Here is a 20,698-nt window from a genome sequence, read left to right on the forward strand (position 1 = left end):
AATGCTTCTTTATGATGAGGTTAGAAAAAAGTTTCCTGAAACCAAAGGAATTCATTTACCGGGTTTACCCTTTTTAGTAGTTTCAAATTCAACTAGGATGGGAATGAAGAAGGGACTATATATACCTTTCGGTGATAAAGTGGACCTTTTTAGGAGCATTGAAAAAGGAGCGGTTGCTTCCCTTTGGCCCAAGGGTGAAGAAATTCCATCCTTTGTCCCCAATCACTTCCCGTTATTTATGGTTGAAGATGTGTATAGGGCTTATTTAGACTTACAAGAGAGTTACAAACAAAATTACAATCAAGAAAAGTGGGAAATTATGACGAAGTTTATTTTTAGCAATGAACCTGAACAAAATCAAACAAATGATGTGTCTATGAAGGGATCTCTTCAGGAGCCAACCGATGGAAAGGGAGGGGACTCACGATGATGGAACAAGTGATCTTTTTTACCCTCATAATGGCGTTTCTCATAACCGTATTGCTTGCCCCCTTGTTTATCCCTTTCCTTAGAAGATTGAAGTTTGGACAAAGTATCCGGGATGAAGGGCCCGAGTCTCATCAAAAAAAGACCGGTACCCCCACGATGGGTGGGATCGTGTTCTTAGCATCCATCGTCATCACCACATTTGTGATGACCGGTAAATATTCAGAACCCGGTCCTGAAACGTATTTAATGATCCTCGTGACTGTCGGATTTGGATTATTGGGTTTCCTTGATGACTTTATCAAAGTCGTGATGAAGAGGAATTTAGGTTTGACCTCCAAGCAGAAGCTGTTGGGACAGATTGTCATATCGGTGATCTTTTATCTTATCTTTAAACAGAACGACTTTCCGACCACGGTTTCGATACCACTGACGGATATCTCGTTTGAATTAGGCTGGTTTTATTGTTTGTTCATTATTTTTTGGCTTGTTGGATTTTCAAACGCTGTCAATTTGACGGATGGTCTCGACGGTTTGGTGTCCGGAACGAGTGCCATTGCATTCGGGGCACTGGCTGTACTAGCGTGGAGCCAATCCCAATATGATGTTGCCATTTTCGGAGTAGCGGTGGTGGGCGCGGTTCTTGGCTTTCTCGTCTTTAATGCCCATCCTGCCAAAGTATTCATGGGTGATACCGGCTCACTTGCACTCGGAGGCGCGATTGCTACGATTGCCATTTTAACCAAGCTTGAAATCATTCTAATCCTTATTGGGGGAGTATTCGTCATTGAGACTCTTTCCGTCATCTTACAGGTGGCAAGCTTCAAAACAACTGGAAAACGTATTTTCAAAATGAGCCCATTGCACCACCATTATGAGTTGGTCGGATGGTCGGAGTGGCGTGTTGTCGTCACTTTTTGGACTGTGGGATTACTTTTTGCCGTTTTAGGAATCTATATCGAGGTGTGGTTATAAATGAAAAACATTACGAAATTCAAACATAAAAAAGTACTGGTATTAGGTCTGGCAAAAAGTGGGGTAAGTGCTGCCTCTCTCCTACATAAGTTAGAAGCATTCGTAACGGTCAATGACCAGAAGCCTTTGTCGGAAAATCCCGAAGCCCAAGGGCTTCTTCAGGAAGGGATCAAAGTCATATGCGGCAGTCATCCCATCGAGCTCCTGGATGAAGGTTTTCAATTTGTCGTCAAGAATCCGGGTATCCCATATCATAACCCATTGATTAAAAAAGCGCTGGAGAAGAATATTCCCGTTTTAACAGAAGTCGAGCTCGCTTATTTAATCTCCGAAGCGGAAATGATCGGGATCACGGGAACCAATGGAAAAACAACCACCACCACACTGTTATTCGAAATGTTGAAAGAGGATAATCAAAAACCTCGGATTGCCGGAAACATCGGAACCGTTGCTTCTGAGGTAGCCCAGGATGCGAAAGAGGATGAAAAGATGGTAGTCGAACTTTCTTCTTTCCAACTGATGGGGACCCAGGACTTCGCTCCGCACATTGCCATTATTACAAATTTATATGATGCACACCTTGATTATCATGGGGACTTGAGCGAATATTGGAAAGCGAAATCCAATATTACAAAAAATCAAACGGAAAAAGATTATTTAATCATTAACGGAGATCAAGAGCATGTCCAGGAAGCGGTCAGCTTTACAAAAGCCCAGGTGATTCGCTTTTCAACCGAAAAAGAAATAGAAGGCGGTGCTTATATAAAAGATCGTGCTATTTATTTCAAGGACGAAAAAGTGGTCGATTTATCCTCCATCGTCCTTCCGGGTGCTCATAATCTTGAAAATATCCTTTGTGCCGTTGCTGCATGTAAAATATATGGCGTTTCAAATGAAAGTATCAGAAAGGTATTGAGTACGTTTGGTGGTGTGAAACATCGAACTCAATTCGTTCGGGAAATGAATGGAATTAAGTTTTACAATGATTCTAAAGCAACGAATAGCCTGGCGACTAAAAGTGCGCTTAAAGCGTTTGAATCCCCTACTATATTGCTTGCAGGAGGATTGGATCGCGGAAATGAATTTGATGACCTGATTCCATTTCTCGTGAACGTCAAAACATTGATCACCTTTGGAGAAACATCAGAGAAGTTCGTGAAAACGGGGGAAAAGGCAGGGATACAAACGATTATTCCTGTCGATAATGTTGAAAAGGCGGTTCCGGTTGCTTATGAGCATGCACGGGAAGGGGATATCGTTTTATTGTCCCCTGCATGTGCAAGTTGGGATCAATATCGTACTTTTGAACAACGCGGTGACATTTTTATCGAGGCCGTGCATAAGCTTTAATAAGGGCTTGTCCATATAGAGCATCCATACTCACACAACCAGTCATTCATTCCGGGATCAGTAGTTTTCTATGCTCGAACGGCTCTAAATTTGTCTATTCGAGGTGTTTAGGATTGCCTTTAAAAAAATCGACTCCCGATTTTATACTCATTGTGGTTACACTCACTTTGCTAGCAATTGGACTGGTCATGGTATACAGTGCGAGTGCTGTATGGGCAGATTACAAATTTGATGACTCCTTTTTCTTTGCAAAAAGACAGGTTCTTTTTGCGGGTGTTGGACTGTTCGCGATGTTTTTCATCATGAACGTAGAGTACTGGACTTGGAGAAATTGGTCAAAGATCATCATCATCATTTGCTTCGTCCTTCTTGTACTTGTTCTCATACCCGGGATAGGGGTGCTCCGGAATGGTTCGAGGAGCTGGATCGGTGTAGGGGCATTTTCAATTCAGCCTTCGGAGTTTATGAAACTCGCCATGATCGCTTTTCTATCAAAGTATTTATCTGAGAACCAAAAGTATATTACTTCTTTTAGAAAAGGAGTCCTTCCGGCACTTTTACTGGTGTTTACAGCATTTGGAATGATCATGCTTCAGCCTGACTTGGGAACGGGTACTGTCATGGTGGGGACTTCTGTAGTGATGATCTTTATATCTGGCGCTCGGATTAAACATTTTGTAGGGCTCGGCATGATCGGTTTGTTGGGATTTGTAGGACTCGTCATTTCTGCGCCTTACCGGATTAAACGGATTACGTCCTTTTTAGATCCCTGGCAGGATCCGCTCAATAGCGGTTTTCAAATCATTCAGTCCCTGTATGCCATCGGGCCTGGTGGATTATTCGGATTGGGTCTCGGACAGAGCAGACAGAAGTTCTTCTATTTGCCGGAACCTCAAAACGACTTTATATTTGCTATTTTAGCAGAAGAACTTGGATTTATTGGGGGAACCCTGGTATTGATCCTGTTTTCATTGATTTTGTGGAGAGGGATAAGGATCGCATTGGGTGCACCAGATTTATTTGGAAGCTTCCTGGCTTTAGGGATCGTTTCCATGATTGCCATCCAGGTGATGATCAATGTAGGGGTAGTGACGGGGCTGATGCCCGTAACCGGGATTACACTTCCATTCCTGAGCTATGGGGGATCTTCTTTGACCCTCATGCTGATGGCTGTGGGGGTCCTGTTGAATATAAGCCGCTATTCAAGGAACTGATGCTTCATAAAAAAGAGATTGACACAAGAAAAATGGCAGGAAGAAGCGAATGATGAATTAAGATCTCACCACTTCTTCCCCTTTTTCTCAGTCGGTCTCTTTTTTATCTGAAATGAAAAGGAGAAAAACCTTCCGTTATATGAAATAAGGATAGGATATTTGCGTTTTCGATGTTACAATAAATTACATATACGTAATTCATTTTTATCATACCTTTTCAAAATAAAGGAGAGTTTGTTACTTTTGTTAACCAAAACTTTTACAATTCAATGACATGCATTCATAATGCTTCAATTGTTGTTTAAAATAGGGTTCAAGAGTGAAATACATAGGATGGTCATTCTTTTGGAAAGTGAGTGCAAGTACATATACGATAAGTGGTATGGACAATCCATCTTAGGGTGACAGGAGGTCAATTCTCCAAAAATAGGCCATTGACCCTGCATCACTCATATTTTTGCTTCAAAAAGGTCATATGGCAGAAAATAACGTTCTGTTCCTCTTTTAACATGTTATTCCTTCGTATAGAATAGAAGGTATCCCAATGTAAAGAGTACTTTCATTATAAGACATGAAGAGTTCAACTCACTCATGACATAATGAATTAAAAGTGAAATTGAGGAGAACGAAATGAAAAAAGAAAATGTTGTTTCCATTGAAGATCGTATTCCTAAACTAAAACAACACCGAAAAAAGAAAGCAAACCGCAGGCTTCTGTTTTTACTTTCTTTGTTCTTTCTGATGATATTGTCGGTTGTATACTTTCAATCGCCCTTGAGTCATGTAAACACAGTGTCCGTTCATGGGAATGAACTTATATCAAATAAGACGGTTCTTCAAAAAAGTGGAATTGACAAAGGTATGAATGTGTGGAGTGTAAGCAAAGAGAAAACGGTCGAGCAGTTAAAGAAGCTTCCTGAAGTAAAGGATGCGAAAGTGGAATTATCCTTTCCAAATTCATTCGAAATAACCGTTCAAGAACATGATAAAAAAGCGTATCTCTCTAAGGGGAATAAATTTTTTGTCATTTTGGAAAATGGGAAGGTCTTGGATAAAGGGACCGGATCGATTCCTGTGGATGCACCTCTATTGAGGGGATTCGAAGAGGATGAGGTCCTGGTCAAAATGGTGAACGAATTAGGAGAGCTTCCGAAAGAAGTGCAGCATCTCATCTCAGAGATCAACCTCGTTCCGAAGAAAACAGACAAATATCACTTGACTCTATTTATGAATGACGGGTTCGAAGTGAGTGCGACCATCAGAAGCTTCTCAGAAAAGATGGTGCATTATCCTTCGATCGTCAGCCAATTGGACCCTTCAGTAAAAGGGGTCATTGACTTAGAGGTCGGTTCTTATTTCAGAGCATATGAAACGGAAGGTGAACAAACGAATGAAGAGGATGAAGGTGAGAGGTAAGCACGTGGTCCTCTCTCTTGTATGTCTGGTTTTGGGTTTCATCCTTGCTTTTTCATTCAGTCTGGCCAATACAGAACAAAAAGAGCTCGGGAGCCGGACAAATGGTCAATGGAAACAGGAAGAAACATTAAGAGATCAAATCCTCGAGTACCAGCAGAAGAATAATCGTCTGCAGGAAAAACTTTATGAGAAACAGGAGAAGGTCGGCAATATGGAGAAGGAATTCTCCAAAGAGAAGCAAATTTATTTCAACCTGGCTGAGGATGCTGAGAAGTACCGTATGTACTTAGGGAAAACGAAAGTGAAGGGGCCGGGGGTAACGGTCACCTTGTCCGATGCGAAATATGACCCGGAGGAAGAAAACGCGAATAATTATATAGTCCATGAACACCATGTCTTTAAGGTGATCAATGAATTATATATTGCAGGTGCCTCTGCGGTTGCGATCAACGGGCAAAGACTTAAGCATGATTCATACATACTGTGTAACGGTCCGGTCATCCAGATTGATGGCATCGAGTACCCTGCCCCGTTCGAAATTACGGCAATCGGGGATCCGGAAGTGTTGTCCTCCGCCATGAATATCACAGGCGGAGTGAAGGATCAGTTGGTGAATGAAAATATCATATTTGAGATGAAAAAAGAAAATTCGGTCATCCTCGAACCCACCATAGGCGAATCATGAGCCGGCTCCCATTGAAGTTATCGATACGGGCGAGGTCCAGGTCCCGAAAGTAAGGTGCAATAAATGGACAACAAACTTAAAATCAGCTTTACCGTCATTACGGTCATCATCGGGTTTATGATTGCCATTCAGTTCCAGACTGTCAAAGAGCCAGTTGTCCGGGATACCAGAGATATCTGGGAACTGAGGGAAGCGCTTTTGAAAGAAAAGGAAGTCAACTCTAACCTTTTATCAGAAACGCGTTCTGTAGAAGCGAAGCTGGAACAGTATAAAACCGAGCAGCAATCAAGCCCGGAGCAGGCATTAAAGCAAACATTAGAGGAATTGAAGACTGAAATGGGGCTGACAGAAAAAACGGGCCCGGGTCTTATACTGACGATCGAGCCTTCAATGGAGGAAATCCTCCTGGGTGAAAAAGTTCAGAATGTCTCGCCGGAACTTTTGGAGAGGCTTGTAAATGAACTGAATCAATATGATGCAGTCGATATCGCGATTGACGGGCATCGACTGATCAACACCTCAGTTATCCGGGATATTAATGGAGAAACGAAGGTGGACGGTAACTCAATAAAAAAAATACCGTTTGAAGTGAGAGTGTTGACCAAGGATGTAAATGCAGCCAAGGACCTGTATAACCGCATGCAGGTTTCAAGATCTGTTGAAGACTTCTTTATCGATAACCTCAGGGTCAGTATTTCCAAGCCTTTAGAAAAGCTCACGGTTCCAGAATATAAAGATACAATCCGGATCCGATTTATGGAACCGGTTAAGGAAAGAGGAGGGAACGAATAATATGTGGCTTCCCGTATTAGGGTTGCTAGTAGGGGTCTTCCTCGGACTTCTGACAGATATTAGAATTCCAGAAGAGTATTCAAATTATTTATCGATTGCGGTTCTCGCAGCATTGGATACATTATTTGGCGGTATTCGTGCCCACCTTCAAAATATTTATGATGACAAGGTCTTTGTTTCTGGATTCTTTTTCAATATTTTACTAGCAGCAAGTTTAGCTTTTCTGGGTGTACATCTTGGTGTAGACTTATATTTGGCGGCTGTTTTTGCTTTTGGGGTAAGATTATTCCAAAACATAGCAGTGATTAGAAGAATAATGATTAGCAATTGGTCAAATAATCAAGAAAAAAGAGAAAAAAATTAGAATTTTAAAAGGGAATCGTTTTTGTTACGACGAATATCATATTAAGATATACTTAGAATAATGTTTTTCTAGGATTGTTGTTCCAAATAAACATTCTTTAAGGAGGTGCCATAGAGTGAACAGCAATGAAATTTACGTTAGCCTAGACATCGGTACATCCACAGTGAAAGTAATCATTGGTGAAATGACAAATGATTCCTTAAACATAATCGGTGTAGGAAATGTGAACTCAGAAGGGATCAGAAAAGGTTCCATCGTAGATATAGACGAAACTGTTCATACAATCAAGAAGGCAGTTGAACAAGCTGAAAGGATGGTCGGTTTATCTATAAGCCAGGTCATCGTAGGTATAACAGGAAACCATGTGTCACTTCAATCCTGTCATGGTGTAGTGGCAGTGTCGAGTGACAACAGGGAGATCGGCGATGAAGACGTTCTAAGAGTGATGGATGCAGCCCAGGTTGTATCGATTCCTCCAGAAAGGGAAATCATCAATGTAATCCCAAGACAGTTCATCGTTGATGGATTGGATGAGATTACAGATCCACGGGGTATGATCGGTGTTCGGCTTGAAATGGAAGGCACCATTATTACGGGATCTAAGACGATTTTACATAATACTCTCCGTTGTGTAGAAAAAGCCGGCCTTGAAATTGTCGACATCGTCCTTCAGCCCCTGGCCGCAGGTACGGTTGCTTTATCAAAGGATGAAAAGAACCTTGGAGCTGCCTTGATCGACATAGGTGGCGGTTCTACGACGATAGCCGTTTTCGAAAATGGACATCTGAAGGCAACAACCGTGCTGCCCGTGGGCGGGGAGCACATCACGAAAGATTTGTCGATTGGATTACGGACATCAACGGATGATGCAGAGAAAATCAAAACAAAATATGGACATGCATTTTATGACCATGCGTCAGAAGATGAAGTGTTCAGCGTGCCAATTATTGGCAGTGATCAACATCAGCAATTTAATCAATTAGAAATTTCTGATATCATAGAAGCAAGGCTTGAAGAGATCCTGGACCTCATCAGCCACGAGCTGAAACGATTGGGAATCAGGGACCTGCCAGGTGGATATGTTCTAACTGGTGGTGTAGCAAATCTCCCAGGTGTGTTAGAATTAGCACAAATCGTTTTCCAAAATCGTGTACGTGTGGCAATTCCTGATTACATTGGTGTACGGGAACCCCAGTATACGACAGCAGTTGGATTGATTAAATACGCTCAAAAGAATGCTAGATTGCAAGGAAGATCTGTAAGCGCGGAACCAGTGCCTGCAGAGGCTGCTGAGAAGCGACAATCAAAACCTGTGAATAAAAAGCCGAAGCCTGCAAAGGTAAAAGAAGAAGAACATGAAGATGAAAAGGCCATGTCAAAAGTGAAAAAGTTCTTTGGATACTTCTTTGAATAAATAAAGGAATCCATAGATTCGACGAGTTAGGAGGATTTGTCATGTTGGAGTTTGATACAAATTTAGATTCATTAGCGACAATAAAAGTTATTGGTGTAGGTGGCGGAGGAAACAACGCCGTAAACCGCATGATCGAGCACGGCGTACAAGGTGTTGAATTTATCGCTGTCAACACGGATGCACAGGCTTTGAATCTATCAAAAGCTGAAATAAAAATGCAAATCGGTGGCAAATTAACCAGGGGATTGGGAGCTGGCGCGAATCCTGAAGTAGGTAAAAAAGCTGCTGAAGAGAGTAAAGAGCAGATTGAAGAGGCACTTAGAGGGGCGGATATGGTCTTTGTCACTGCCGGAATGGGTGGAGGAACCGGTACTGGTGCAGCTCCGGTTATTGCCCAAATTGCCCGTGAAATCGGCGCATTGACTGTCGGTGTCGTGACACGACCGTTTACATTTGAAGGCAGAAAGCGTTCAAATCAGGCAAGCGGTGGAATCGCAGCAATGAAAGAAGGCGTGGACACCCTTATTGTCATTCCAAACGATCGCCTTCTGGAAATCGTAGATAAGAGTACTCCGATGCTTGAAGCTTTCCGTGAAGCTGATAATGTTCTACGTCAAGGTGTACAAGGTATTTCGGATCTTATCGCTACACCTGGTCTGATCAACCTGGACTTTGCAGATGTTAAGACGATCATGTCTAACAAAGGTTCAGCCCTAATGGGTATCGGTGCGGCATCTGGAGAGAATCGTGCAACTGAAGCGGCGAAAAAGGCAGTTTCAAGCCCTCTGCTTGAGACATCCATCGACGGGGCGCAAGGCGTCCTGATGAATATCACTGGTGGGACTTCTTTAAGCCTTTACGAAGTTCAGGAAGCTGCTGATATCGTAGCTTCTGCATCGGATCAAGAAGTAAACATGATCTTCGGTTCGGTCATCAACGAAGAATTAAAAGATGATATCGTCGTTACCGTCATTGCAACCGGGTTCAATGAAGAGGTCATTCAACCACCTAAACAAACCCGACCAACTTTCGGTGGAATGAAACCAAATCAAAGTCCTAACCCAAGCCAATCGGTGAAACGGGAACAGCCTAAACGTGAAGAGCAACCTCAACAGCATGAGCCTGTGAGAACATCTTCCAATCAAGGCGCTGAGGAAACATTGGATATTCCAACCTTCCTTCGCAATAGAAACCGTCGTCGTTAATATTGAATACAAATAAGAAACCCCCAAGGCATCATGCCTTGGGGGTTTCTTATTTGTATTCAATTTTATGTTCCCAGGACTAAAAATGCATTCCGAATAAACTGGATTTTGGAGGTGAGTATGTATACATATTTAATGACATTTTTCGTTCATATCTCCGAAAACTTTTCCGTGGGAGCATACAAAAAATGACAACCTTTAAAAAGGATGTACGATATACTTCTGATAAGTCATTACGGTCTTTAACAGAATCGAATTGTGAGGTGTGAAAAGGAGGGCAGAGATTGACTTTATACTTGGATGTCATTTGGTTGTTAAATCTGTTAGTAGACTTTTTCTTATTATGGTTAACAGGAATCATCTTAAAGAGACAATACGCCCTCTGGAGAATAGGTATCGGAAGTCTGATAGGCTCTGTCATTATTCTCCTCGCTTTTTCACCATTTGCTCACTTTGCAGGAAACCCCTTAGTCAAGTTATTATTCTCAGTCGTCATGGTGTATTCAGCTTTTGGCTTTAGAAGATGGCGCTATTATATATCAAATCTTCTTATGTTTTATTTCGTCACCTTTTTTACGGGTGGAATATTAATTGGGACTCATTATTTTATCAGCTTCGATCCAAGCAGGGAATCATCCATGCTGCTTGCAAGCATACGCGGATTTGGTGACCCGATAAGCTGGGTATTTGTGATGCTCGCCCTGCCTCTTGCCTGGTATTTTTCTAAGGGGAGGGTGGATAGTATCGAGCATGTAAAGCTCCAATATGATCAGCTCCTGAAAGTCAGGATCCAGATTGATGAATTCCATTGTACGGTAAGCGGTCTTGTGGACAGTGGGAATCAACTTCAGGACCCCATATCAAAAAGCCCGGTCATGATCTTATCCATTGCTGATATCGAGGGTGAGATACCAGATGAAATGAAAGCACTTTGCCATGATGTTGATGAAATTTTTTCGGGTGAGAAACAGATCGATACCCGTTGGTCTGACAGGATGCGTATCGTTCCAGCACAATCGGTAGGAAGGAGCAGTCAGCTTCTCGCAGCGATAAAGCCAGATTCATTAGTACTCAGTGATCATGAAGCGGAATGGACCATACCAAATGGCTTAGTCGCCTTTAGAGAAGAACCCTTATCGGCAGATGGGACTTTCGGGGCGATCATCCATCCGAAAATGGCTTCAAGAAAACCGGTACTTAACGTTTCGTAAATCAATTATTACTACTATACTCACAATTTAAAGAAATAGAAGGGGGAGCAACAATGAAAAAATTCAAATTCAAGTTTTTATATTATTGGTACAAACTGTTAATCAAGCTAGGCCTGAAGACAGATGAAATTTACTACATAGGTGGTAGTGAAGCCCTCCCTCCACCGTTGACAAAGGAAGAGGAAGAAGTCCTGCTCAATAAATTGCCTAAAGGTGACAAGGCAGCACGATCTTTATTGATAGAACGTAATTTAAGACTTGTAGTATATATAGCCAGAAAGTTTGAAAACACAGGCATCAATATAGAAGACCTGATCAGTATCGGCACCATCGGTCTTATTAAAGCAGTCAATACCTTCAATCCCGAGAAAAAAATCAAGTTGGCGACCTATGCTTCAAGGTGTATAGAGAATGAAATTCTTATGTACTTAAGGAGGAACAACAAAATCCGTTCAGAAGTCTCGTTTGACGAACCCCTTAATATCGATTGGGATGGAAATGAATTACTGTTATCAGATGTTCTCGGGACGGATGAAGACATCATTACAAAAGACCTTGAAGCAACAGTGGATAAAAAATTACTCTTTAATGCCCTTCATCAGCTTTCAGATCGTGAGAAACAAATTATGGAGCTTCGCTTCGGACTGATGGGGGAGGAGGAAAAAACCCAGAAAGACGTAGCCGATATGCTTGGGATTTCCCAGTCCTATATTTCCCGATTGGAAAAAAGGATTATTAAGCGATTGAAGAAGGAATTCAATAAAATGGTTTGACATTTAAAGCTGACTTTTTCAATTGAAAAGGTCAGCTTTTTAATGTGGCCAAGAAGTTAAAATAATTTTAGCTTTTTTAATCAGTTATTGTAAGGGATTAGGAACGTACCCGCCCCTCTTTATCAGAATGAAATGCATATTTTTCCTCTTCAAGGAAATACTGAATTTTGTACAGCAACTCCTACAAGGAGGGGAAAGAATGACACGTAATAAAGTAGAGATTTGTGGTGTGGATACGTCCAAATTGCCAGTTCTCAAAAATGATGAAATGAGAATTTTATTCAAGGAAATGCAAGCGGGTGATATTTCCGCTAGAGAAAAACTGGTCAATGGAAATTTACGCCTCGTCTTAAGTGTAATTCAACGCTTTAATAACCGTGGTGAGTATGTTGATGATTTATTTCAAGTAGGGTGTATCGGATTAATGAAATCCATCGATAATTTTGATTTGGGTCAAAACGTTCGATTCTCTACATACGCGGTTCCGATGATCATTGGGGAAATCCGTCGCTATTTGAGGGACAATAACCCAATAAGGGTGTCCCGTTCACTACGGGATATTGCGTATAAAGCTCTGCAAGTAAGGGAGAAATTAATGGGGGAGACATCCAAGGAGCCGACTGCAGAAGAAATTGCCAAAGTTCTTGATGTATCTCACGAAGAAATCGTATTCGCTTTGGATGCCATACAAGATCCCGTTTCGCTGTTTGAACCCATCTATAATGATGGAGGAGACCCGATCTTCGTTATGGATCAACTGAGCGACGAAAAAAATCGCGATTTCCACTGGATTGAAGAAATTGCCCTTCAAGAAGGAATGAGACGATTAAATGATCGTGAAAAACTCATTATAAGCAAACGCTTCTTTCAAGGGAAAACCCAAATGGAAGTAGCAGACGAAATCGGAATCTCCCAAGCCCAAGTATCAAGACTAGAAAAAGCAGCAATCAAACAAATGAACAAAAATATTCAGTGAATAACGAAAAGCGGAGGCGGCTCGATTAGCCCCGACAAGCATAGAAAAAAGGTGGATTTCCCTCGGGAAGGTCTGCCTTTTTTCTGTGCTGCATACAATGATAATATCCACTTTTAAAAGGTGAAGAGTATGTCAGTATGCATTCAAAATGATGAACCGATCATAAATCAACATGAAAAGAGGGTGAAGAATATGGTGCGTATATCAGAATTTCAGGTGAAGGATGTTGTCAGTATTTCAGATGGGCGGAAATTGGGGAATATCGGTGATATTGAGATCAATCTGGATACAGGAAGAATCGAGGCAATCGTGATCGGGAGCGGAGGGAAGATTTTAGGTTTTTTTGGCAAGGAAGAAGATATCGTGATCCCTTGGAGCAGCATCGTAAAGATAGGGGAAGACGTGATTCTGGTCAGATATAAAGACAACCATTACATTCAAGGACAGCTTCAGGAACCGAAACAATCCCCCGACACATGACGAATATCAACCTACTATGGTACACTAAATAAAAAACGAGGGAGATTCACCGTGTCGAAAGAGCCTTTTAAATCAGAGTCAAACTCATATTACTCCATTGGAAAATGGACAAAGGAAAACCCGAAACTGGTAGCGGGCATAACCACAAATCGTGGCGGAATAAGTGAAGGACCTTTTCATTCATTCAATATGGGCCTTCATGTAGGAGATAAGGAAGCATCAGTCATTCATAATCGGAAACTCCTGGCATCCGGTCTCAATATGCCTCTTGATCGCTTTGTGGCTGCTGAACAGACACATGGGAAGAATATCTCTTATGTGGACTCTGGAGACAGAGGAAAAGGTGCAGAGAACTATTTTAGCAGCATTAAAGATACCGATGGATTCTTGACAGAGGAAAGAAACCTTCTGTTAACGATGTGTTATGCAGATTGTGTCCCCCTTTATTTCCTGGACAGGGCGACTGGAACAATCGGGCTGGCACATGCCGGATGGAAGGGGACGGTCCTTGAAATAGGACCGAAAATGGTCGATGCTTTTATCAGGCGAGGTTCCTCAATATCTTCTTTAGAAGTGATTATAGGACCTTCCATATGTAAAGGCTGCTATATTGTGGATGATTATGTGATTGATAAAGTGAAAAAAACACTAGAAGATGAAAACAACTTACCCTATAATTTAAAGGAAGAGGGACAGTACAATCTTGATCTGAAGAAGTTAAATCGCCAGCTCTTGGTTCAGTCCGGCTTACATTCCGATCAAATTCATACTTCCAGTTTTTGTTCGTCCTGTCACGATGAATTTTTCTCTTATAGAAGAGATGGTGGAGAAACGGGAAGGATAATGAGTTATATTGGCTGGAAGGAGTAATAAGATGAAGGTATCTGAAAATATTCAACACATCAATGAAAACATCCAACTTGCCTGTGAACGCAGTGGAAGAAGGGCAGAAGACGTAAATATTGTCGCGGTAACGAAATACGTTTCCATCGACCGCGCGGAAGAGGCAGTTGAAGCAGGACTTCTCCACTTAGGGGAAAACCGGGATGATGGCCTGATCTCTAAGTGGGACGTTTTAGGGGACAAGGCCCGGTGGCATTTCATCGGTTCCCTGCAATCAAGGAAGGTCAAAAACATCATTGATAAAGTATCATACATACACTCCCTGGATCGTCTGTCACTAGCGAAAGAAATTCATAAAAGAGCGGATAAGCCTGTGTCTTGTTTCGTTCAAGTGAATGTTTCTGGAGAAGGATCCAAACATGGTATTTCTCCTGATGAAGTAAAAGGATTTGTCGGCAGTTTAAAAGAATTATCCAATATTAAAGTCGTAGGATTGATGACGATGGCTCCCCATACGGATGATGAACCTTACTTAAGATCTTGTTTCAGGCAGTTGAAATCGATTCAGGAAGAAATCCGTTCACATAATCTTTCATATGCCCCATGTACGGAATTATCCATGGGCATGAGCAACGATTATGTGATTGCAATTGAAGAGGGTGCCACATTTATTCGTATTGGAACAGCATTAGTTGGAAATGACTGAGAGGGGATGAATACAAATGGGTATTAAGTCAAAGTTTAAAACGTTCTTTTTGCTGGATGAAGATGAATACGAATATGAAGAAGAAAAGTATGAAGAAGAATACGAGGAGAAAAAGCCCATGAAGTCGCAGCTTTCAAATTCAAAACAAAATGTTGTAAGCCTTCAGAGTGTCCAGAAATCTTCTAAGATGATCCTTGTAGAACCAAGGGTATATGCAGAGGCACAGGAAATAGCGGACCATCTAAAGAATCGACGCTCAGTCCTTGTAAACCTTCAGAGGATACAGCATGACCAGGCGAAGCGAATTGTGGACTTTCTCAGCGGGACGGTGTATGCAATCGGTGGCGATATTCAGCGTGTAGGCGATAATATTTTTCTATGCACACCTGACAATGTTGAAGTGAGCGGAAATATTTCTGAGTTCTTAAAAGAGGAAGATTTATCAGACTCGAGGTGGTAATGTAAATTATGGTAATGCTTTATGAAATTTTGTCTAAACTAATCCAAATATATTCCTGGGCGTTAATCATTTATATTTTAATGTCCTGGTTCCCGAATGCCAGAGAGACGTCGATCGGACAGTTCCTTGCAAGGATCTGTGAACCGTATTTAGAACCATTCAGACGTTTTGTACCATCGATCGGTATGATTGATATTTCGCCGATTGTGGCTTTCATTGTGCTGAATCTGGCTCAATCGGGTTTGTATCAAATATTTAGATGGCTTATTTAATCAGTACTATGATTATGATAAGGATAGATGTCGATAAAGGACTGAAACCGGTCAAACAGTTTCGGTCCTTTTATTTTGGGTAAAACACAGAGAGGGTGAAAGTATGTCTTCAATTTATCAACATTTCAGGCCGGATGAAAAAGATTTTGTAGATGCGGTACTTGAGTGGAAGCAGACAGTGGAAGATCAATATACGGCGAAACGTACGGACTTTTTGGACCCGAGACAGCAGCATATTGTCGAGTCCGTCATTGGTCATAACGATGAAATCATCCTATCTTTTTATCCTGAAAATTCAGAACGCAAACGAGCATTATTGTATCCCCCTTATTTTCAGCCAACGGAAGAAGATTTTGGAATAAGGTTATTTGAAATACAGTACGCTTCGAAGTTTGTTACAATAGAACATAGACAGGTATTAGGGACCTTGATGTCACTAGGGTTAAAAAGGGATAAGTTCGGGGATATCCTGACCGGGGAGGATACCATTCAGCTGATGCTTGCCGATGAAATATCGGATTATGTCCTTATGGAACTGACCCATATTGGGAAAGCCAAGATTTCTTTAAACGCCATTCCACTGGATGAACGCATGGAAAGTCTGGAAGAATGGCAGGAGAAAACGACTACCGTCAGTTCACTGAGGCTGGACGTCGTACTTGCAGCCATCTATAATGATTCCCGCCAAAAGGCTCAAACCCTGATCAAAAGCGGCCATGTCAAAGTCAATTGGAAAGCGGTTGAGAATCCCTCTTTTGAAGTCGAAGCTTCCGATGTTCTATCCGCCCGAGGATTTGGAAGAAGTAAGTTATTGTCCATAGAAGGAAGAACAAAACGGGATAAATGGCGAATCTCTGTGGGGATTCTTAAATAATTTAAGAAAAATAAAGGAATTCTCCCACATACTGTCGAAACTTTAGTTATAATAAATATGTAATTCACCAAGTACTGGAGGTGGCTCCCATGCCTTTAACGCCATTAGACATACATAATAAAGAATTTAGTCGTGGCTTTCGCGGTTATGATGAGGATGAGGTTAACGAATTTTTAGATCAGATTATCAAGGATTACGAAATTCTGATTCGTGAGAAGAAGGAAACGGAAGAACGTTTAAACTCATTGAATGAACGTTTAGGTCATTTTACAAGCATCGAGGAAACGCTAAACAAGTCAATCGTCATTGCTCAAGAAGCAGGGGAAGAAGTCAAGCGGAATGCAATGAAAGAGTCTAAGCTGATCATTAAGGAAGCAGAGAAGAATGCAGATCGCATCGTTAATGAATCACTTTCTAAAGCCCGAAAGATCGCCATTGAGATAGAAGAACTCAAGAAGCAGTCAAAGGTGTTCCGTACCCGTTTCAAAATGTTGATCGAAGCGCAGCTTGATCTTCTTGATACAAATGACTGGGATCAGTTAATGGAATTCGATTTGGATGCAACGGATTTAAAAACTTTAAAAGAAGAAGAGACATTGTCTTGACGAAAAGAGCAATATTTTCATATAATTGAACAACAATCTTAATTGTATTAATAGGCAAAGACAGGGACAGTACGTACTTATGATGAATCCTTTCTAGCGAGTCGGGGATGGTGGGAGCCCGACAAGGAAAGAAGCACGGAAGATCACCCTCGAGCCCTGCTCATGAAATTCCTCTTAAAAGAGTAATGAGTGGCGATTTATTCACGTTACGAATCAACAAGTGAAGACCCTTACCGGTCTTTATGAGGGTGGTACCGCGGGAAAGGCTTTCTCGTCCCTATTCAGGGATGAGAAAGCTTTTTTTATTTCTTGAAAAAGGAAAGTTCACCCTGCCTGATTAAGAAATGAAGGATATAGAAATGATGGCAATTAAGAGAAACGATTAGGAGGATGATTTCATGGAATATAAAGATACATTACTCATGCCGAAAACGGAATTCCCGATGAGAGGGAACTTACCGAAGCGTGAGCCGGATACACAGAAAAAGTGGGAAGAGATGGACATCTATCAAAAGGTACAGGAAAGAACGAGTGATCGTCCTTTATTCGTCCTTCACGATGGACCTCCATATGCCAATGGGAATATTCATATGGGTCACGCATTGAATAAGATCCTGAAAGACTTTATCGTACGCTATAAATCCATGAGCGGTTTTCATGCCCCATATGTTCCAGGTTGGGACACTCACGGATTGCCTATTGAGCAGGCGTTAACGAATAAAGGCGTGAAGCGTAAAGAAATGACAATCGCCGAGTTCCGTAGATTATGTGAAGAATATGCTTATGAGCAGGTGGATAATCAACGTAAGCAATTTAAGCAATTAGGTGTACGGGGCGATTGGGAAAACCCGTATATCACTTTAAAACCTGAGTATGAAGCTCAGCAAATCAAAGTGTTCGGTGATATGGCGAAAAAGGGTTATATCTACAAAGGGAAAAAGCCGGTCTATTGGTCACCATCAAGTGAATCAGCCCTTGCCGAAGCAGAAATCGAGTATCAGGATAAGCGTTCCCCGTCCATTTATGTAGGTTTTGCCGTTACAGAAGGGAAGGATGTCCTTGAAGAAGGAACCCAACTTGTGATCTGGACGACGACACCATGGACGATCCCTGCGAACCTTGGGATTGCCGTACATGCAGACTTGAATTATGTCGTTGTAAATGTGAATGAAAACAGCTATGTCGTAGCCGAAGACTTGCTTGAAGAGGTCGCAGAGAATCTTGAATGGGATAACCATTCTGTAGTTAAAAAGGTCAAGGGGGAAGAGCTCGAACATATCGTAGCAAAACATCCCCTTTACGATCGTGACTCCCTTGTAGTCCTTGGTGAGCATGTGACGACTGATTCAGGTACCGGCTGTGTTCATACAGCTCCAGGGCACGGGGAGGATGACTTCCTTGTAGGGAAGAAATATGGATTGGATGTTTTATGTCCGGTCGACGATAAAGGGGTTATGACTTCAGAAGCTCCGGGGTTTGAAGGCTTATTCTATGATAAGGCCAATAAACCAATCACAGAAAAGCTTCAGGAAGCGGGGGCATTACTGAAATTAAACTTCATCACTCACTCTTACCCACATGACTGGCGCACGAAAAAGCCGGTTATTTATAGAGCGACAGCACAATGGTTTGCATCCATCGATAAATTCCGCAAAGAATTACTTCAAGCGGTAAATGATACAAAATGGATTCCCGCATGGGGAGAAACACGTCTTTACAATATGGTCAGAGACCGTGGAGACTGGTGTATTTCCCGTCAACGTGCATGGGGAGTTCCCATCCCGGTATTCTATGCTGAAAATGGTCAGGAGATCATTACAGATGAGACGATCGATCATGTGTCTAAGCTTTTCCGTGATCATGGATCAAACATTTGGTTTGAAAAAGAAGCAAAAGATCTTTTACCTGAAGGGTTTACTCACGAAGGTAGTCCGAATGGGAAATTCACGAAAGAACAGGACATCATGGACGTTTGGTTCGATTCAGGATCTTCCCATCAGGCTGTTCTTGAGGAAAGAGATGACTTGCAGCGTCCTGCAGACCTTTATTTGGAAGGATCCGACCAGTATCGAGGCTGGTTCAACTCTTCATTGACGACTGGCGTAGCCGTAACGGGTAAAGCTCCATACAAGGGCGTGTTAAGTCACGGATTCGCTCTTGACGGTGATGGAAGAAAGATGAGTAAATCATTAGGGAACGTCGTTGTACCAGAAAAGGTAATGAAACAGCTTGGAGCAGATATCCTTCGTCTTTGGGTAGCGTCTGTTGACTATCAGGCAGATGTTCGAGTATCTGATCCAATCTTGAAACAGGTGGCTGAAGTCTATAGGAAGATTCGTAATACCTATCGTTTCTTGTTGGGGAACCTTTCTGACTTTAACCCTGAAACAGATGCGGTATCCTTTGATGAATTAAGAGAAGTGGATCAATTTATGCTCGTAAAGCTGAATGATCTTGTGAAGAATGTGAAAAATTCTTACGATAAATATGAATTCGCAAGCATCTATCACGCAGTCAATAACTTCTGTACGTTGGATTTAAGTTCATTCTACCTGGATTTTGCGAAGGATGTTCTCTATATCGAGTCAGAAAATCACTATGAGCGCAGAGCGATTCAGACCGTATTGTATGAAAGCCTGGTGGCCCTTACGAAACTGATGTCCCCGATCCTTTCTCATACAGCAGATGAAGTTTGGGCATATATCCCGGGTGCAGAAGGTGAAAGTGTCCAGCTGACAGATATGCCTGAAGTACAACAATTCGCAAATGCGGATGAATTGAAGAAAAAATGGAACACATTCTTAGAATTAAGAGATGATGTTTTAAAAGCCCTTGAGGAAGCCCGTAATCAAAAGGTGATCGGTAAGTCATTGACGGCTAAAGTGACCCTATACGTAAATGATGAAACGAAAGGCTTACTCGATTCGATCAAAGAAGACTTAAAACAACTGTTCATTGTCTCAGCCTTTGAAATCGGCGGAGCGGTGAACGAGGCTCCGGAGCATGCGTTAAGCCTTGGTGAAAACAACATCGTCGTTGAAAAAGCTGAAGGTGAAACATGTGACCGCTGTTGGATCGTGACAACAACAGTAGGAGAGGATAAAGATCATCCAACACTTTGCACACGCTGTGCATCTGTTGTGAAAGAAAGCTATTCTCATCTGGCATAGTGGAAACATTAAGGGGTGACCTGTCATTTGGCAGGTCCCTTTTTTTTGTCTTTATACTAACGCCTTTCAAATTCCATAATTGCTATATCTTGCAACACAATATTCAGGGTCAATTCCCCCATACTATAAATGGAGGGATCAAGATGACATATGACCGATACACATCCATTGTAGAAGAGCTTAAACAATCCTTGAAAGAGCTTGAAGCAAGTCAATCTCAACACCCTTTAATCCAAAGGTATATAGACGAAGAAATCACCGAGGTGAAACAGGCACTGAGTCGTGTCCGGGATAATCAATACGGATATTGTGAATTGAGCGGGCAGGAAATCCCTTTTGATTACATGGTGATGAACCCAACCTGTACGACGATCGAAGATGCATTCGAATGGAGAAGGTTTGGAAAGATCTCATCCTATTCATAGGTTGCTCTCCCTCGTTTCCATCGTTCTTCTCCAGTTTAAGTGTCTTTATTTCCCCTTTTATG

The 20,698-nt window shown here is 41.8% G+C and carries 22 protein-coding genes and 1 other annotated feature; all 22 genes read left to right on the top strand.

What is annotated here, in order from left to right:
• Position 1: 1 nt before the first annotated feature.
• The 22 genes from NQ095_RS09125 to NQ095_RS09230 all read left to right on the top strand — a co-directional run bounded on the left by NQ095_RS09125 (position 2) and on the right by NQ095_RS09230 (position 20,636).
• The gene (locus tag NQ095_RS09125) at positions 2 to 430 is read left to right on the top strand and encodes a hypothetical protein (RefSeq protein ID WP_258263186.1); all 429 of its coding nucleotides are present in this window, start codon (positions 2 to 4) and stop codon (positions 428 to 430) included.
• Entirely contained in the window at positions 427 to 1,401 is a 975-nt protein-coding gene (mraY, locus tag NQ095_RS09130) for a phospho-N-acetylmuramoyl-pentapeptide-transferase (protein WP_258263187.1), read from the top strand. The genes NQ095_RS09125 and mraY overlap by 4 nt, the downstream gene beginning before the upstream one ends.
• Entirely contained in the window at positions 1,402 to 2,751 is a 1,350-nt protein-coding gene (murD, locus tag NQ095_RS09135) for a UDP-N-acetylmuramoyl-L-alanine--D-glutamate ligase (protein ID WP_258263188.1), read from the top strand.
• A 113-nt stretch (positions 2,752 to 2,864) separates the two neighbouring features.
• Positions 2,865 to 3,965 carry a stage V sporulation protein E gene (gene spoVE / locus NQ095_RS09140; protein WP_258263189.1) on the top strand — a complete coding sequence of 367 codons (1,101 nt, stop codon included), beginning with the start codon at positions 2,865 to 2,867 and terminating at the stop codon, positions 3,963 to 3,965.
• Positions 3,966 to 4,595: 630 nt separating this feature from the next.
• Positions 4,596 to 5,381 carry a cell division protein FtsQ/DivIB gene (locus tag NQ095_RS09145; RefSeq protein ID WP_258263190.1) on the top strand — a complete coding sequence of 262 codons (786 nt, stop codon included), beginning with the start codon at positions 4,596 to 4,598 and terminating at the stop codon, positions 5,379 to 5,381.
• Positions 5,356 to 6,066, top strand: coding sequence for a DUF881 domain-containing protein (locus tag NQ095_RS09150; protein WP_258263191.1), 711 nt, complete (start codon positions 5,356 to 5,358; stop codon positions 6,064 to 6,066). The genes NQ095_RS09145 and NQ095_RS09150 overlap by 26 nt, the downstream gene beginning before the upstream one ends.
• A gap of 63 nt (positions 6,067 to 6,129) precedes the next feature.
• Entirely contained in the window at positions 6,130 to 6,858 is a 729-nt protein-coding gene (locus NQ095_RS09155) for a DUF881 domain-containing protein (protein ID WP_034755843.1), read from the top strand.
• Position 6,859: 1 nt separating this feature from the next.
• Positions 6,860 to 7,222: a small basic family protein gene (locus NQ095_RS09160; RefSeq protein ID WP_206851012.1), complete on the top strand. Its 363-nt coding sequence runs from the start codon at positions 6,860 to 6,862 to the stop codon at positions 7,220 to 7,222.
• 115 nt (positions 7,223 to 7,337) lie between these two features.
• Complete coding sequence (gene ftsA, locus NQ095_RS09165; protein WP_258263192.1) at positions 7,338 to 8,636, top strand: cell division protein FtsA; 1,299 nt, start codon at positions 7,338 to 7,340, stop codon at positions 8,634 to 8,636.
• Positions 8,637 to 8,677: 41 nt separating this feature from the next.
• Positions 8,678 to 9,841, top strand: coding sequence for a cell division protein FtsZ (gene ftsZ / locus NQ095_RS09170; RefSeq protein WP_258263193.1), 1,164 nt, complete (start codon positions 8,678 to 8,680; stop codon positions 9,839 to 9,841).
• Positions 9,842 to 10,125: 284 nt separating this feature from the next.
• On the top strand, positions 10,126 to 11,052 hold the full coding sequence (gene spoIIGA, locus NQ095_RS09175) for a sigma-E processing peptidase SpoIIGA (RefSeq protein WP_258263194.1): 927 nt from the start codon (positions 10,126 to 10,128) through the stop codon (positions 11,050 to 11,052).
• Positions 11,053 to 11,105: 53 nt separating this feature from the next.
• On the top strand, positions 11,106 to 11,825 hold the full coding sequence (gene sigE / locus NQ095_RS09180; RefSeq protein ID WP_113968294.1) for an RNA polymerase sporulation sigma factor SigE: 720 nt from the start codon (positions 11,106 to 11,108) through the stop codon (positions 11,823 to 11,825).
• A 199-nt stretch (positions 11,826 to 12,024) separates the two neighbouring features.
• Complete coding sequence (gene sigG / locus NQ095_RS09185; protein WP_060669863.1) at positions 12,025 to 12,801, top strand: RNA polymerase sporulation sigma factor SigG; 777 nt, start codon at positions 12,025 to 12,027, stop codon at positions 12,799 to 12,801.
• Between the two features lie 192 nt (positions 12,802 to 12,993).
• A complete protein-coding gene (locus tag NQ095_RS09190; RefSeq protein WP_060669862.1) occupies positions 12,994 to 13,281 on the top strand; it encodes a YlmC/YmxH family sporulation protein in 288 nt (95 codons plus the stop codon).
• A 51-nt stretch (positions 13,282 to 13,332) separates the two neighbouring features.
• The gene (gene pgeF, locus NQ095_RS09195; RefSeq protein WP_258263195.1) at positions 13,333 to 14,151 is read left to right on the top strand and encodes a peptidoglycan editing factor PgeF; all 819 of its coding nucleotides are present in this window, start codon (positions 13,333 to 13,335) and stop codon (positions 14,149 to 14,151) included.
• A gap of 4 nt (positions 14,152 to 14,155) precedes the next feature.
• On the top strand, positions 14,156 to 14,830 hold the full coding sequence (locus tag NQ095_RS09200; RefSeq protein WP_258263196.1) for a YggS family pyridoxal phosphate-dependent enzyme: 675 nt from the start codon (positions 14,156 to 14,158) through the stop codon (positions 14,828 to 14,830).
• Positions 14,831 to 14,846: 16 nt separating this feature from the next.
• Positions 14,847 to 15,290, top strand: a complete 444-nt coding sequence (locus NQ095_RS09205; RefSeq protein WP_060669857.1) for a cell division protein SepF — start codon at positions 14,847 to 14,849, stop codon at positions 15,288 to 15,290.
• Positions 15,291 to 15,298: 8 nt separating this feature from the next.
• Entirely contained in the window at positions 15,299 to 15,562 is a 264-nt protein-coding gene (locus NQ095_RS09210; protein ID WP_258263197.1) for a YggT family protein, read from the top strand.
• A gap of 103 nt (positions 15,563 to 15,665) precedes the next feature.
• Positions 15,666 to 16,436 (top strand): YlmH family RNA-binding protein, encoded by a 771-nt coding sequence (locus NQ095_RS09215; RefSeq protein WP_258263198.1) that lies wholly within the window; start codon positions 15,666 to 15,668, stop codon positions 16,434 to 16,436.
• A gap of 89 nt (positions 16,437 to 16,525) precedes the next feature.
• Positions 16,526 to 17,041: a DivIVA domain-containing protein gene (locus NQ095_RS09220; protein ID WP_034755815.1), complete on the top strand. Its 516-nt coding sequence runs from the start codon at positions 16,526 to 16,528 to the stop codon at positions 17,039 to 17,041.
• 48 nt (positions 17,042 to 17,089) lie between these two features.
• Positions 17,090 to 17,323 (top strand) — a binding site (T-box leader).
• A 116-nt stretch (positions 17,324 to 17,439) separates the two neighbouring features.
• Entirely contained in the window at positions 17,440 to 20,211 is a 2,772-nt protein-coding gene (ileS, locus tag NQ095_RS09225; RefSeq protein ID WP_258263199.1) for an isoleucine--tRNA ligase, read from the top strand.
• Positions 20,212 to 20,354: 143 nt separating this feature from the next.
• On the top strand, positions 20,355 to 20,636 hold the full coding sequence (locus NQ095_RS09230; RefSeq protein WP_258263200.1) for a hypothetical protein: 282 nt from the start codon (positions 20,355 to 20,357) through the stop codon (positions 20,634 to 20,636).
• Positions 20,637 to 20,698: the final 62 nt, after the last annotated feature.

Origin of the sequence: Rossellomorea sp. SC111 (assembly GCF_024733565.1) — a bacterium.
In the GTDB taxonomy this organism is placed as follows: Bacteria; Bacillota; Bacilli; order Bacillales; family Bacillaceae_B; genus Rossellomorea.

Excerpts from the sequence above, each read along its gene's own strand:
- NQ095_RS09125 (WP_258263186.1), top strand. The coding sequence starts at position 2 with ATGCTTCTTTATGATGAGGTTAGAAAAAAGTTTCCTGAAACCAAAGGA.
- mraY (WP_258263187.1), top strand. The coding sequence starts at position 427 with ATGATGGAACAAGTGATCTTTTTTACCCTCATAATGGCGTTTCTCATA.
- murD (WP_258263188.1), top strand. The coding sequence starts at position 1,402 with ATGAAAAACATTACGAAATTCAAACATAAAAAAGTACTGGTATTAGGT.
- NQ095_RS09145 (WP_258263190.1), top strand. The coding sequence starts at position 4,596 with ATGAAAAAAGAAAATGTTGTTTCCATTGAAGATCGTATTCCTAAACTA.
- NQ095_RS09150 (WP_258263191.1), top strand. The coding sequence starts at position 5,356 with ATGAAGAGGATGAAGGTGAGAGGTAAGCACGTGGTCCTCTCTCTTGTA.
- NQ095_RS09155 (WP_034755843.1), top strand. The coding sequence starts at position 6,130 with ATGGACAACAAACTTAAAATCAGCTTTACCGTCATTACGGTCATCATC.
- NQ095_RS09160 (WP_206851012.1), top strand. The coding sequence starts at position 6,860 with ATGTGGCTTCCCGTATTAGGGTTGCTAGTAGGGGTCTTCCTCGGACTT.
- ftsZ (WP_258263193.1), top strand. The coding sequence starts at position 8,678 with ATGTTGGAGTTTGATACAAATTTAGATTCATTAGCGACAATAAAAGTT.
- sigE (WP_113968294.1), top strand. The coding sequence starts at position 11,106 with ATGAAAAAATTCAAATTCAAGTTTTTATATTATTGGTACAAACTGTTA.
- sigG (WP_060669863.1), top strand. The coding sequence starts at position 12,025 with ATGACACGTAATAAAGTAGAGATTTGTGGTGTGGATACGTCCAAATTG.
- NQ095_RS09190 (WP_060669862.1), top strand. The coding sequence starts at position 12,994 with ATGGTGCGTATATCAGAATTTCAGGTGAAGGATGTTGTCAGTATTTCA.
- NQ095_RS09200 (WP_258263196.1), top strand. The coding sequence starts at position 14,156 with ATGAAGGTATCTGAAAATATTCAACACATCAATGAAAACATCCAACTT.
- NQ095_RS09205 (WP_060669857.1), top strand. The coding sequence starts at position 14,847 with ATGGGTATTAAGTCAAAGTTTAAAACGTTCTTTTTGCTGGATGAAGAT.
- NQ095_RS09210 (WP_258263197.1), top strand. The coding sequence starts at position 15,299 with ATGGTAATGCTTTATGAAATTTTGTCTAAACTAATCCAAATATATTCC.
- NQ095_RS09215 (WP_258263198.1), top strand. The coding sequence starts at position 15,666 with ATGTCTTCAATTTATCAACATTTCAGGCCGGATGAAAAAGATTTTGTA.
- NQ095_RS09220 (WP_034755815.1), top strand. The coding sequence starts at position 16,526 with ATGCCTTTAACGCCATTAGACATACATAATAAAGAATTTAGTCGTGGC.
- ileS (WP_258263199.1), top strand. The coding sequence starts at position 17,440 with ATGGAATATAAAGATACATTACTCATGCCGAAAACGGAATTCCCGATG.
- NQ095_RS09230 (WP_258263200.1), top strand. The coding sequence starts at position 20,355 with ATGACATATGACCGATACACATCCATTGTAGAAGAGCTTAAACAATCC.